The organism is Gordonia sp. IEGM753 (genome assembly GCF_050321825.1).
In the GTDB taxonomy this organism is placed as follows: Bacteria; Pseudomonadota; Gammaproteobacteria; order Pseudomonadales; family Pseudomonadaceae; genus Aquipseudomonas.
This window is the reverse complement of the sequence record NZ_JBNQGB010000004.1, coordinates 419081-431759: the sequence shown is the minus strand read 5'-3', so window position 1 is coordinate 431759 and position 12679 is coordinate 419081. Positions and strand designations below refer to the sequence as shown.

12 protein-coding genes and 1 other RNA gene are annotated in these 12679 nt (G+C 58.2%); 9 read left to right on the top strand and 4 right to left on the bottom strand.

Annotated features, from left to right (window positions below; all coding sequences use genetic code 11):
- Nucleotides 1-30: 30 nt before the first annotated feature.
- From ACQR3R_RS21665 to ACQR3R_RS21650, 4 genes are all read right to left on the bottom strand, one after another.
- Nucleotides 31-609, bottom strand: a complete 579-nt coding sequence (locus ACQR3R_RS21665) for a BON domain-containing protein (protein WP_428275168.1) — start codon at nucleotides 607-609, stop codon at nucleotides 31-33.
- Nucleotides 606-1199, bottom strand: coding sequence for a phosphoheptose isomerase (locus ACQR3R_RS21660; RefSeq protein WP_045059278.1), 594 nt, complete (start codon nucleotides 1197-1199; stop codon nucleotides 606-608). The genes ACQR3R_RS21665 and ACQR3R_RS21660 overlap by 4 nt, the downstream gene beginning before the upstream one ends.
- 104 nt (nucleotides 1200-1303) lie before the next feature.
- Nucleotides 1304-1666, bottom strand: a complete 363-nt coding sequence (locus ACQR3R_RS21655; protein ID WP_428275166.1) for a YraN family protein — start codon at nucleotides 1664-1666, stop codon at nucleotides 1304-1306.
- Nucleotides 1666-3477 (bottom strand): penicillin-binding protein activator, encoded by a 1812-nt coding sequence (locus tag ACQR3R_RS21650; RefSeq protein WP_428275164.1) that lies wholly within the window; start codon nucleotides 3475-3477, stop codon nucleotides 1666-1668. The genes ACQR3R_RS21655 and ACQR3R_RS21650 overlap by 1 nt, the downstream gene beginning before the upstream one ends.
- 209 nt (nucleotides 3478-3686) lie before the next feature.
- Here ACQR3R_RS21650 and rsmI point away from each other — a divergent pair, with 209 nt between their 5' ends.
- From rsmI to mraY, 9 genes are all read left to right on the top strand, one after another.
- Nucleotides 3687-4559: a 16S rRNA (cytidine(1402)-2'-O)-methyltransferase gene (gene rsmI, locus ACQR3R_RS21645; protein ID WP_428275162.1), complete on the top strand. Its 873-nt coding sequence runs from the start codon at nucleotides 3687-3689 to the stop codon at nucleotides 4557-4559.
- 75 nt (nucleotides 4560-4634) lie between these two features.
- An RNA gene (gene rnpB / locus ACQR3R_RS21640) (RNase P RNA component class A) lies at nucleotides 4635-4988 on the top strand.
- A gap of 355 nt (nucleotides 4989-5343) precedes the next feature.
- A complete protein-coding gene (gene mraZ, locus ACQR3R_RS21635) occupies nucleotides 5344-5799 on the top strand; it encodes a division/cell wall cluster transcriptional repressor MraZ (protein ID WP_008147486.1) in 456 nt (151 codons plus the stop codon).
- On the top strand, nucleotides 5796-6743 hold the full coding sequence (gene rsmH, locus ACQR3R_RS21630; protein ID WP_428275159.1) for a 16S rRNA (cytosine(1402)-N(4))-methyltransferase RsmH: 948 nt from the start codon (nucleotides 5796-5798) through the stop codon (nucleotides 6741-6743). Before mraZ ends, rsmH begins: the two co-directional genes overlap by 4 nt.
- A complete protein-coding gene (gene ftsL / locus ACQR3R_RS21625; RefSeq protein ID WP_003205353.1) occupies nucleotides 6740-7033 on the top strand; it encodes a cell division protein FtsL in 294 nt (97 codons plus the stop codon). The genes rsmH and ftsL overlap by 4 nt, the downstream gene beginning before the upstream one ends.
- Nucleotides 7030-8772 carry a penicillin-binding transpeptidase domain-containing protein gene (locus ACQR3R_RS21620; protein WP_428275156.1) on the top strand — a complete coding sequence of 581 codons (1743 nt, stop codon included), beginning with the start codon at nucleotides 7030-7032 and terminating at the stop codon, nucleotides 8770-8772. The genes ftsL and ACQR3R_RS21620 overlap by 4 nt, the downstream gene beginning before the upstream one ends.
- Nucleotides 8772-10235 (top strand): UDP-N-acetylmuramoyl-L-alanyl-D-glutamate--2,6-diaminopimelate ligase, encoded by a 1464-nt coding sequence (locus ACQR3R_RS21615; protein ID WP_428275154.1) that lies wholly within the window; start codon nucleotides 8772-8774, stop codon nucleotides 10233-10235. Before ACQR3R_RS21620 ends, ACQR3R_RS21615 begins: the two co-directional genes overlap by 1 nt.
- Nucleotides 10228-11595: a UDP-N-acetylmuramoyl-tripeptide--D-alanyl-D-alanine ligase gene (locus ACQR3R_RS21610; protein ID WP_428275152.1), complete on the top strand. Its 1368-nt coding sequence runs from the start codon at nucleotides 10228-10230 to the stop codon at nucleotides 11593-11595. Before ACQR3R_RS21615 ends, ACQR3R_RS21610 begins: the two co-directional genes overlap by 8 nt.
- Nucleotides 11595-12677, top strand: coding sequence for a phospho-N-acetylmuramoyl-pentapeptide-transferase (gene mraY, locus ACQR3R_RS21605; RefSeq protein WP_428275150.1), 1083 nt, complete (start codon nucleotides 11595-11597; stop codon nucleotides 12675-12677). The genes ACQR3R_RS21610 and mraY overlap by 1 nt, the downstream gene beginning before the upstream one ends.
- Nucleotides 12678-12679: the final 2 nt, after the last annotated feature.

Sequence of the window (12679 nt, the reverse complement as noted above, 5' to 3'; positions counted from 1 at the left end):
TCGCCTTTTTTATGGGTGTCGCAATCGCTATCAATCGATGTATTCAAACAACTTCACGATCTTCTGCACGCCGGAAACGCTTTGCACCAGGTTGGTCGCCTGATCCGCTTCCTGTTTGGTCAGCAGGCCCAGCAGGTAAACGATGCCGTTTTCAGTGACGACCTTGATGCGTGAGCCGGGGATGTTCGGATCGGTGAGCATCTGGGTCTTGATCTTGGAGGTTAGCCACGTGTCATTTTGGCGAGCCAGAAAACCGGATGGCGGCAAAACCTGCAGTTCGTTATGGACTTTCTTTACGCGCTGCACAGCGGCGGCAGCCTGCTCGGCCTTGGCCTTGAGGTCTGCGGTTGGCGTTTGCCCTGCCAGCAATACCACGCCGTTGAAGCTGGTGACGACAATGTGTGAATCGTTGTCCAGCGCCGGGTCGGCCTTGGCGACGTTCACGCCGACTTTGGTGTCGATCAGAGAGTCGTCGATTTTGCTGCCGAAGGTGCGGGTGCCGCGGTCGTCTTCAATCGGCTTTTCGCGGCTGGCGTTAACCACCGAGGTGCAGCCGCTGATGCCGAGGCACAGGGTCAAGGCCAGTAGGCCCAAGCGATTAGGGGTCATTCTTCACTCCCGAACAGTTGGCTGTCGATCAAATCGCAAAGGCAGTGGATCGCCAGCAGGTGGACTTCCTGAATACGTGCAGTGACATTGGCCGGTACGCGAATCTCGACGTCTTCGGGCAACAGCAGCGACGCCATGCCGCCACCATCGCGGCCGGTCATTGCTACGACAATCATTTCGCGATCATGTGCGGCCTGGATCGCTTGAATAATGTTGGCCGAGTTGCCACTGGTGGAAATCGCCAGCAGTACGTCGCCCGGCTGACCGAGTGCGCGAATTTGTTTGGAGAAAATTTCGTTGTAGCTGTAATCGTTGGCGATCGAGGTGATCGTCGAACTGTCGGTGGTCAGGGCGATGGCTGGCAGGCTCGGGCGCTCGCGTTCGAAGCGATTCAGCAGCTCCGATGAAAAGTGCTGGGCGTCTCCGGCAGAGCCACCGTTGCCGCACGAGAGCATTTTGCCCTCGTTGAGCAGGGCGTTGACCATGACCTGGCTGGCTTGCTCGATGTGCGGTGCAAGTACGTCCATCGCCATTTGCTTGGTGTCGATACTGGCCTGAAAAAGCTGGCGAATTCGGGATTGCATGTCCATCTGTGTGACCTTAATTAGCGCGGCTACTTGGCACATGAATGTGCAGCCCGCAAAGCAAAGAGCAAAAGTGTTAGGTGAAAGTGTCCGGTTCGCGGTGCAAGCGATCAGCTGTCAAAGGCATTCTGCAACCAGTTCAACTGATCGAGGTTGCTGTCGATGGCAACCACGTCGAAACGGCAAGGGGAATTGGCCCAGCGCGACTCGCGCTGAAGAAAATACTGCGCGGCAAATATCAATTTTTGCCGTTTGCGCTCATCAATACTAGCGAGCGCGCCACCCCATTGAGTGTTTTTTCTGTAGCGGACTTCGACAAATACTACTGTATCGCCATCAAGCATGACCAGATCAAGCTCGCCGCGTTTGCATAACCAGTTCTGGGCCACAAGGCGCAGACCTTGCTGCTGAAGATGCTCGAGCGCATGGCGCTCGGCATCTTTACCGCGTTGCTGGCGTGAGCTGTCGGGCATCAGCGAGGGGTGTCCGGCAGGCGTTGAACCTGACCATTGACGAACTGTGCCCACGGCAACTGGCGCACTACTCGCTGGTTCTGAGTCATGCTAAGGCTACCCGATTGACCTTCGATGCGGCTATCTGGCAGTGCCTTGAGTTGTCCCAGGCGTGGTGCCAGGCGATACGCATCGACGCCCATCGCGTACAGGCGACCCAGGCTGCCGCCGGCTTGTGGCCATTGAGCAGTCACTTGCTTGCGCAATGGGTCGTTGGCGTCCAGCAGCCAAGGTGTTTCGCAGAAGCGCACGCCGTTCATGTCGTTGTACTGATTGACATCACCGCTGGCGCTGAACACGTGCGAGGTAGCGTAAACCGGTACATCACCCGCGTATTGGAAGTTAAGCGTCGGCTTGATCTGCTGGGCTTGTTGAGGCGTTGCAGCGAGAAAGATGAACTCGATGTCCTGGCGGCGCGAAGGTTGGGCTGCTACCTGTGAACCAACGGTGCTTTGCAGGCTCTTGGCGCGACCTTCGCTTTGACGCAGCTGGAACATGTCGGCAATTTGCTGTGCAAGCTGCACCGGTTGATCGACGCGTTCGGTGGCGACGATGCTGCCACCGTTGGCCTGCCAATCCTGGCTGAACGCTCTTAGAACACGATCGCCCCATTCTCCTTTCGGCACCATGATAGCGGCGCGGTGCAGGCCATCGGCGCGGGCACGACGCGAAACTTCGCGAGCTTCATCTTCGGCAGCCAAGCCAAACTGGAACAGCTGGGCCGGGCCCTGTTCACCTTCGCTGTAGTTGAGCGCCAGAGTGGTAATCGGCAGTTGTGGGCGGCTGCTGAGTTGTTTCACCAGTGGCTTCTCGAGCGGGCCGACAACCAGTTGCACGCCGTCGGCTTGAGCCTTGCGGTAGAACTCATCCATCGACGTCAGGCGCGAGCTGTCATAGAACTCGATGGCTGGCGGCTTCTGCCCGGCTTGTTGCGCCTGGTAGTGAGCGGCCATGAAACCTTCGCGCAATGCTTTGCCCACTGCAGCCAGAGGTCCGTCTTGCGGCAGTAATAACGCAATCTTGTTCAGGGGCTGGCTGGCCAGTTCCTTGAGTTTGGTTAATGGCAGCGGCAACTGGATGGCGGCGGGATGTTTGGGGTTTTGCGCGCGCCAGTTGTCGATTGCGGCTTGCTGCTGCTCCAGGGTGCCGGCAGTTTTCATCGCCAGAGCCAGGCCCAGCCACCCACCGAGGTCATCGTTGGTGGTCGGTTGCAGTTGATCGGTAGGCAGCGAAGCGATCAGGGTCCAGATCGCTTCGTGGTTTTTGCTGGCGGCTTCGCCGGTCAGCATTGGCGCAATAAAGATGCGCTCCCGTGCGGCAGCAAGGGTCTGGCCGTCAGCTTCGAGTGCGCGAGCATGAACGGTGCCGGTGCGAACCTGTTGCTCTACCGGCAATTCGCCCAGTCGTTGCAAGCTGGGATGGCTCAATGCAGTCAGCGCCGCTTTCGGCTGATTGCGAACCATGGCCAGTTCGGCGGCCAGGGTGCTGGCGAAAACCTGTTGGCCGGGCTTGAGTTGTTCGATAGGCACTTGTTGCAGGATTTGCGCGGACTGGCCGGCATTCCCCTGTCGATAGGCGAGATCGGCAGCACTCAGTCGAAACAGGGCGGCTTCATCCGGCGATTTGCTTTGAGCGGCCTTTTCGAGCAGTTGCTCGATACTGGCATCCGGGGTTCGTGGAAGTTCGCCAAGGCTGGAAGAGGGCGAGCTGGCGCAAGCCGCCAGCAAGGCAGCGAGGCAGAGGGCAGTGAACAGCCGCAGGCAAGCGATCATGTAGTGTTCCTGATACTCGATCAAATAAGCGTGGAATTGTACCCAAGCACTGGCCGGGGCGCGATGTTACTGGCGTGAATCGGACAATTTAGCTCGTGCAAATGTTGCTGTGGTGCCTCGCAAGCAGTGAAACCCTTAGTGGCTTACGCGTATCGCGAACGGCACTACGCGCTACAATGGCAGCCTTTACCGACCATGAGGTGTGTGCTTTGACTGCTCCAGGTGCTTTGAATTCCGCTGCTGGCTCGCTTTATGTGGTGGCGACGCCCATCGGCAACCTGGACGACATCAGTGCGCGTGCACTGAAGATCCTGCGTGAAGTTGCGTTGATCGCCGCCGAAGACACGCGTCATTCCCAACGCTTGATGCAACACTTCGGCATTCCTACGCCGTTGGCGGCCTGTCATGAGCACAACGAACGCGATGAAGGTAGTCGGTTTATCACTCGCCTGCTTGCCGGCGACGACGTGGCGCTGATCTCGGATGCCGGTACGCCGCTGATTTCCGATCCGGGGTATCACCTAGTGCGTCAGGCGCGTGCCGCCGGTATCAACGTGGTTCCGGTGCCGGGTGCCTGTGCGTTGATCGCTGCTCTGTCGGCGGCCGGCTTACCGTCCGACCGATTCATTTTTGAAGGTTTTTTGCCGGCAAAAGCCGTAGGGCGGCGTGCCCGCCTGGAGTTGGTCAAGGAAGAGCCGCGCACGCTGATTTTTTACGAGGCGCCGCACCGCATCCTTGAATGCCTGCAAGACATGGAGTTGGTGTTTGGTCCTGAGCGCCCGGCACTGCTGGCGCGAGAGCTGACCAAAACCTTTGAGACCCTCAAAGGTTTGCCGTTGGCCGAGCTGCGCGAGTTCGTTGAGTCGGACAGCAACCAGCAGCGTGGCGAATGTGTGGTGCTGGTGGCCGGCTGGTCCGCTCCGGAAACCGAAGAGGCCGTCAGCAGTGAAGCCATGCGTGTTTTGAACTTGTTGCTCGAAGAAATGCCGCTCAAGCGTGCTGCAGCATTGGCAGCGCAAATTACCGGCGAGCGCAAGAACGTGCTCTACCAGGTTGCGCTGGATAAACAAAAGGGCGAGTAAATCCCGACGCACAGGCATGGCTAAAGGCTTTTAGCGCTTGTTCTTCGCTCGCTCTGCCGTTAACCTTCGCGGCGGAGAGTCGATCGGACAGTCGCTGCCTTCTATGAAAATTAGGGGGGGGAGGAAAGTCCGGGCTCCATAGGGCGAAGTGCCAGGTAATGCCTGGGAGGCGTGAGCCTACGGAAAGTGCCACAGAAAATAACCGCCTAAGCGCTTCGGCGCCGGTAAGGGTGAAAAGGTGCGGTAAGAGCGCACCGCACGTCTGGCAACAGTTCGTGGCTAGGTAAACCCCACTTGGAGCAAGACCAAATAGGGTCCCAAGGCGTGGCCCGCGCTGGGACCGGGTAGGTTGCTAAAGATGTCCAGTGATGGCCATCGTAGACGAATGACTGTTCAAGACAGAACCCGGCTTACAGATCGACTCTCCACCTTTTTTCCCTCCCTGTTCGAATCATTGAACAGGGCGCTGATAGTAGCCTTTTACCTCCTCGCATTATCATCGGCTGAAGCACTTCCGTAATACCGAAAAAATCTTACTCTTAACAAACTACTTTAACTTCTGAACGCAGCCTTCAGTGCTGATTCAAGTTATTGAGTGAATTCACACGCCAGATTCTCATTGCCCCTCCTTTTACACTCCTAAATCTCAGTTCTGTAAGGCTTTTCCTTTGATACGCGCCTTGACGGTGTGGTGGCCGCATTCCTATAGTGTGCGCAAGTGGCGGAAAGTGGCATGAAGTGGGTTTTTTGAGCTCAAAACGCTAAAATTTGGAGAAACGCTGACGTGTTTCGCGGAGCTAACGCTATCAGTCTCGATGCAAAGGGCCGTCTCGCTATGCCGAGCCGGTACCGTGACGAGCTCGTTTCGCGTAGTTCCGGCCAGTTAATTGTCACAATTGATGCCGTTGATCCATGTTTGTGTGTTTACCCACTTGATGAGTGGGAAATTATTGAAACCAAATTGCGTGCATTGCCTTCGCTTCGCGAAGAAAACCGCCGCCTGCAACGTTTACTGATTGGTAATGCCGTCGACCTCGAGCTCGATGGCAGTGGTCGTTTTCTGGTTCCGCCGCGTCTTCGCGAATATGCCAAGTTGGATAAGCGCGCAATGCTGGTGGGCCAACTGAACAAGTTCCAATTATGGGACGAGGATGCCTGGGATGCGGTTTCTGCCGCTGACCTGGCTGCTATTCAACAACCGGGCGCCATGCCTGATGAACTGCGTGATTTGATCCTGTGACTATTGATAGCGGCTTTAACCACATCACCGTACTGCTTGACGAAGCCGTGGAGGCTCTCGCCGTACGTCCTGATGGCTGCTATCTGGACGGTACGTTCGGGCGCGGCGGACATAGCCGGTTGATACTCAGCCAGCTCGGGCCCGATGGCCAGTTGCTCGGGTTCGATAAAGATCCTCAAGCAATTGCCACCGGGCAAACGCTAGCGGCCGAAGACGGCCGCTTTGTCGTTGTGCAGCGTAGCTTTGCCGAGCTCGGTTCTGAAGTGGCCGAACGTGGACTGCACGGCAAGGTCAGCGGGATTTTGCTCGACCTGGGCGTGTCTTCCCCACAGCTCGATGATCCGGAGCGCGGGTTCAGCTTTCTCAATGACGGCCCTTTGGATATGCGCATGGACCCGTCTCGGGGGATCAGCGCTGCCGAATTCGTCAACACTGCGCCGGTGGAAGAAATAGCGCGGGTGTTCAAGGAGTACGGCGAAGAGCGATTCTCCGGTCGCATGGCGCGCGCGGTTGCAGAGCGTCGCGATATCAAGCCGTTCGAGCGCACTGCAGATCTCGCCGAAGTCTTGAAAGTCGCCAATCCTGCGTGGGAAAAAGGCAAGAACCCGGCAACCCGCGCGTTCCAAGGGTTGCGCATTCACGTCAACAACGAACTGGGCGATCTGGAAGCAGGCCTTGAAGCCGCGTTGGAATGCCTTGAAGTCGGCGGCCGTCTGGTTGTCATCAGCTTCCATTCGCTGGAAGACCGTATCGTCAAACTGTTCATGCGCAAGTTGGTGAAAGGCGAAGCCGACAACCTGCCGCGCAACCTTCCTGTTCGTCACGTTGCTTTCGAACCGGTCATCAAAGTCCATGGCAAAGCGCAGTCCGCCTCCGAGGCCGAACTCAAAGCCAACCCACGTTCCCGTAGTGCTGTCATGCGCGTCGCGGAGAAGCTGCGGTGAGCAAGCTTTTCGCCAAGCCACTTCCCGGCGGAAGCTTCTTCATGCTGCTGCTGTTTATCGGCGTTCTCGTGTCGGCCATCGGCGTGTCCTACAGCGCGCACTGGAATCGTCAGTTGCTGAACTCGCTTTACAACGAGTTGAGCGTGCGCGACAAGGCGCAAGCGGAATGGGGCCGGCTGATTCTGGAGCAGAGCACCTGGACCGCGCACAGCCGCATCGAAGTGTTGGCGACCGAGCAACTGAAGATGCGTATTCCTGGCGCAGCTGAAGTGCAGATGGTGGCGCCATGATGAAACTTGAGGGCGCACTCTTTCCGTGGCGATTTCGCGTGGTGCTGGGTTTGCTTGGCATCATGGTCGCCGCAATCTGCTGGCGCATCATTGACCTGCAAGTCGTCGACCGTGCCTTCCTTAAAGGCCAAGGCGATGCGCGCAGCGTGCGTCATATTCCGATTCCAGCTCACCGTGGTTTGATCACCGACCGTAACGGCGAGCCATTGGCCGTCAGTACGCCGGTGACCACCCTGTGGGCCAACGCCAAGGAAATGCAGCTGGCCAAAGAAAAATGGCCAGCGCTGGCGGCGGCTTTGGGCCAAGACCCTAAAGCGCTTGCTGAACGCCTCGAAGCTCAGGCCAACAAAGAATTCATTTACCTGGTTCGCGGCCTTACCCCTGAACAAGGACAAGCAGTGCTCGATCTGAAAGTGCCGGGTGTTTACGGCATTGAAGAGTTTCGGCGCTTCTACCCGGCCGGTGAAGTGACCGCCCACATGGTCGGTTTTACCGACATCGACGATCACGGTCGCGAAGGTGTGGAACTGGCTTATGACGAATGGCTCGCCGGGGTTCCCGGCAAGCGCCAGGTTATCAAGGACCGGCGCGGCAGGTTGATCAAGGATGTTCAGGTCACCAAAAACGCCAAGGCCGGCAAGCCCTTGGCGTTGTCGATTGACCTGCGCCTGCAATATCTGGCGAACCGCGAATTGCGTAACGCGATCATCGAGAACGGCGCGAAAGCCGGCAGCCTGGTGATCATGGACGTCAAGACCGGCGAAATTCTGGCCATGGTCAACCAGCCGACTTACAACCCCAACAACCGGCGCAACCTGCAACCGGCGATGATGCGCAACCGCGCGATGATCGACGTGTTCGAGCCAGGTTCGACCATGAAAGCGATTTCCATGAGTGCCGCGCTTGAAACCGGTCGCTGGAAGCCGAGCGATACCGTCGAAGTCTATCCGGGCAGTTTGCAGATCGGTAAATACACAATCAAGGACGTCTCTAAGTCCGAGGGCCCGGTGCTGGACCTGACCGGTATTCTGATCAATTCCAGTAACGTCGGCATGAGTAAGGTCGCGTTCGATATCGGTGGAGAAACGATTTTCCGTCTGGCGCAAAAGGTCGGTCTTGGCCAAGACACCGGGCTTGGCTTCCCGGGCGAGCGCGTGGGCAACCTGCCGAACTACCGCGAGTGGCGCAAGGCTGAAACCGCCACGCTGTCTTACGGCTACGGTATTTCCGTGACCGCGATTCAATTGGTCCACGCCTTCTCTGCCTTGGCCAACAACGGCCGGCTTGCGCCGCTGACACTGATCAAAACCGACAAGCTGCCGCAAACCACACAAGTGTTGCCGGAGTCTGTCGCTAAAACCATGCAAGGCATGTTGACCCAGGTAATCGAGGCCCCGCGCGGTGTGTTCCGCGCGCAGGTGCCGGCTTATCACGTGGCCGGCAAGTCAGGTACTGCGCGCAAGACCTCGGTTGGCACCAAGGGCTACGCCGAAAACTCTTACCGCTCGCTGTTTGCAGGCTTCGGTCCGATGAGCGATCCGCGTTACGCCATCGTGGTGGTGATCGATGAACCGAGCAAGGCCGGCTACTTCGGTGGTCTCGTATCGGCGCCAGTGTTCAGCAAAGTGATGTCCGGGACCTTGCGCCTGATGAACATCACGCCGGACAACCTGCCGCCAACACAACAGGCCAATGCTGCACCGGTCGTTCCGCTGAAAGCCAATGGAGGGCGCGGCTGATGTCTCTGAGTCTGAACAAGATTTTTGCCCACGCCGGTCGCGATCTGTTGATCCGCGAGCTGACCCTGGACAGTCGCAATGTGCGGGCAGGCGATTTGTTTCTCGCTGTCCCCGGCGGCAAGTTCGACGGCCGTGCGCACATCGCCGACGCTTTGCAGCGCGGCGCTGCTGCTGTGGCCTATGAAGTCGAAGGCGCCACGGTATTGCCGATCACCGACGTGCCGTTGATTCCGGTCAAAGGCCTGGCGGCGCAACTTTCGGACATCGCCGGGCGTTTTTACGGTGACCCGAGTCGTCATCTCAATCTGGTCGGCGTGACAGGCACCAACGGCAAGACCAGCGTGACGCAGTTGGTTGCGCAAGCGCTGGATTTGCTCGGCCAGCATTGCGGCATTGTTGGCACCTTGGGCACCGGGTTCTACAGCGCGCTCGAAAGCGGGCTGCACACCACGCCGAACCCGATTGCCGTGCAAGCGACGTTGGCCGACCTGAAAAAGGCCGGCGCCAAAGCTGTGGCCATGGAAGTTTCATCCCATGGCCTGGATCAGGGGCGTGTCACTGCGCTGGCATTTGATGTCGCGGTAATGACTAACTTGTCCCGCGATCACCTGGATTACCACGGCACCATGCAGGCCTACGGCGAAGCCAAGGCCAAGCTGTTCGCCTGGAACGATCTGAAATGCCGGGTGATCAACCTCGATGACGATTTTGGTCGCCAATTGGCTGCGGAAAAACGTGAATCGCGCTTGATTACCTACAGCCTGGAAGATTCCAGCGCGTACCTGTATTGCCGTGAAGCGCAATTTGACGACGAAGGCGTGCGCGCTACGTTGGTCACGCCGCAGGGCGAGCACCATTTGCGCAGCGCCTTGCTCGGCCGTTTCAACCTGAGCAACGTTCTGGCTGCGATCGGCGCCTTGCTCGGTCTGGACTACGCACTGGACGAAATCCTCAAGGTGCTGCCAAAGCTCGAAGGTCCTGCCGGTCGCATGCAGCGTCTGGGCGGCGGCACTCAGCCGTTGGTGGTGGTCGATTACGCCCATACCCCGGATGCGCTGGAAAAAGTATTGATGGCTTTGCGTCCGCACGCCAAAGGTCGTTTGCTGTGCCTGTTCGGCTGTGGCGGTGATCGCGATCGCGGCAAGCGTCCGCTGATGGCTGAAGTGGTTGAGCGCCTGGCTGACGGTGTTCTGGTGACGGATGACAATCCGCGTACCGAAGACCCTTCAGCCATTTTCAATGACATCCGTGCCGGTTTCACAGCCGTGGATAAGGTCACCTTTGTTGCTGGTCGTGGGCAGGCGATTGCTCAATTGATCGCCAGCGCTTCGGCGGACGATGTAATTGTGCTGGCCGGTAAAGGGCACGAGGACTACCAGGAAATCAACGGCGAGCGTCACGCTTTCTCCGATCTGGTCGAGGCTGATCATGCCCTGACCGCGTGGGAGGTGGCTCATGCTTAAAGCCTTGAAACTCAGCGAATTGACCCGCGCGTTGAACGCTCGCGTGGTGACGACTGATGCAAGTTTTGACGGTGTCAGCATCGACAGTCGTGCAATTACCACAGGGCAACTTTTTATTGCCCTGACGGGGCCGCGTTTTGACGGTCACGATTATTTGAATGATGTTGCCGCCAAGGGCGCTGTTGCCGCGCTGGTGGAACGCGAAGTGGTCGACAGCACACTGCCACAACTGCTGGTGAAAGATACCCGTCAGGCTTTGGGCCAGTTGGGTGCGATCAATCGTGCCGCGTTCAGCCACCCGGTTGCCGCCATCACCGGTTCCAGCGGCAAGACCACGGTCAAGGAAATGCTGGCAAGCATCCTGCGCACACGCGGTCCGGTTCTGGCCACCCGTGGCAACCTGAACAACGATCTTGGTGTGCCGCTGACCTTGCTCGAGCTTGCACCGGAACATACCGCTGCGGTCATCGAACTCGGTGCGTCGAGACTCGGTGAAATTGCCTACTCGGTCGGCCTTACGAAGCCGCATGTGGCCGTGCTCAACAACGCTGGCACTGCGCATGTGGGCGAGTTTGGCGGCCCGGAAAAAATCGTTGAAGCCAAGGGCGAGATTATTGAAGGGCTTGATGCCGATGGCGTCGCCGTTCTTAACCTGGACGACAAGGCTTTTGAAATCTGGAAAAACCGTGCTGCCGGTCGCAAGGTGCTGACCTTCGCCTTGAGCAATATCGGCGCTGATTTTTATGCCAGCGATCTGGACCGCGACGCGCGGGGTTGCCCGGCATTCAACCTGCACAGTCCTGAAGGCATAGAGCGCGTTCAACTGAATTTGCTCGGCACCCACAACGTGGCGAATGCGATGGCCGCCGCCGCTGCCGCTCATGCCTTGGGCGTGTCGTTATTCGGCATCGCTACCGGGCTCGGTGCGGTGCAACCCGTGAAGGGGCGCACTGTCGCGCAGCTCGCGACCAACGGCATGCGCGTAATTGATGACACTTACAACGCGAACCCCACCTCCATGTGCGCCGCCGTTGATATACTCGCCGGCTTTTCCGGTCGCACCGTCCTGGTGCTCGGGGATATCGGCGAGTTGGGCGATTGGGCGGAGCAGGGGCACCGCGATGTGGGCGCATACGCCCGCGGCAAGGTTTCTGCGCTTTACGCTGTGGGGCCAATGATGGCTCACGCCGTCGACGCGTTCGGCCAGCAGGCTTATCACTTCGCCAATCAGGCAGAGCTGATCAAGGCCCTGGACGCCGAGCAAGACACAAACACCACCATTTTGATCAAGGGCTCGCGCAGCGCTGCGATGGAAAACATCGTCGCCGCTTTGTGCGGAACCAGTCTGGAGAAACATTAATGCTGCTGCTGCTAGCGGAGTATCTGCAACAGTTCTACAAAGGCTTCGCGGTCTTCCAGTACCTGACCCTGCGCGGGATTCTGGGTGTGCTGACCGCGCTGGTTTTGTCGCTGTGCTATGGCCCGTGGATGATCCGCACTTTGCAGAACCGTCAGATCGGCCAGTCCGTTCGCAATGATGGTCCACAATCGCACCTCGCAAAATCGGGAACCCCGACCATGGGGGGCGCACTGATCCTGTCGTCCATTGGCGTCAGCACATTGCTCTGGGCGGACTTGGCGAACCGCTACGTCTGGACTGTATTGCTGGTGACGCTGTTGTTTGGCGCCATTGGCTGGGTCGATGATTACCGCAAGGTGATCGAGAAGAACTCCCGTGGTTTGCCGAGTCGCTGGAAGTACTTCTGGCAGTCGGTATTCGGCCTGGGCGCGGCAATCTTCCTTTACATGACGGCGGCAACGCCGGTCGAAACCACGCTAATCCTGCCAATGCTCAAGGACTACAGCATCCCGTTGGGCGCTGGCTTCATTGTGCTGACCTATTTCGTGATCGTCGGCTCCAGCAACGCGGTCAACCTGACCGATGGCCTCGATGGCTTGGCGATCATGCCGACTGTAATGGTCGGCGGTGGCTTGGGGATCTTCTGCTACCTGTCGGGTAACGTGAAATTCGCTGAATACCTGCTGATTCCTTATGTACCGGGCGCCGGCGAGTTGATTGTGTTCTGTGGTGCGTTGATCGGTGCGGGCCTTGGTTTCCTCTGGTTCAACACTTATCCGGCACAGGTTTTCATGGGCGACGTCGGCGCACTGGCGTTGGGCGCAGCATTGGGCACCATCGCCGTGATCGTTCGCCAGGAAATCGTCCTGTTCATCATGGGCGGCGTGTTCGTGATGGAAACCCTGTCGGTAGTGATTCAGGTTGCATCCTTCAAATTGACCGGCCGGCGTGTATTTCGCATGGCGCCGATTCACCACCACTTTGAACTCAAGGGCTGGCCCGAGCCGCGTGTGATAGTCCGTTTCTGGATCATCACGGTCATTCTCGTACTGGTTGGCCTTGCCACCCTGAAGCTGAGGTAGAA

Bases quoted from the DNA above. Each gene is read 5' to 3' on its own strand.
- ACQR3R_RS21610 (WP_428275152.1), top strand. From the start codon at position 10,228: ATGCTTAAAGCCTTGAAACTCAGCGAATTGACCCGCGCGTTGAACGCT.
- ACQR3R_RS21615 (WP_428275154.1), top strand. From the start codon at position 8,772: ATGTCTCTGAGTCTGAACAAGATTTTTGCCCACGCCGGTCGCGATCTG.
- ACQR3R_RS21620 (WP_428275156.1), top strand. From the start codon at position 7,030: ATGATGAAACTTGAGGGCGCACTCTTTCCGTGGCGATTTCGCGTGGTG.
- ACQR3R_RS21660 (WP_045059278.1), bottom strand. From the start codon at position 1,199: ATGGACATGCAATCCCGAATTCGCCAGCTTTTTCAGGCCAGTATCGAC.
- ACQR3R_RS21665 (WP_428275168.1), bottom strand. From the start codon at position 609: ATGACCCCTAATCGCTTGGGCCTACTGGCCTTGACCCTGTGCCTCGGC.
- ACQR3R_RS21655 (WP_428275166.1), bottom strand. From the start codon at position 1,666: ATGCCCGACAGCTCACGCCAGCAACGCGGTAAAGATGCCGAGCGCCAT.
- ACQR3R_RS21650 (WP_428275164.1), bottom strand. From the start codon at position 3,477: ATGATCGCTTGCCTGCGGCTGTTCACTGCCCTCTGCCTCGCTGCCTTG.
- mraY (WP_428275150.1), top strand. From the start codon at position 11,595: ATGCTGCTGCTGCTAGCGGAGTATCTGCAACAGTTCTACAAAGGCTTC.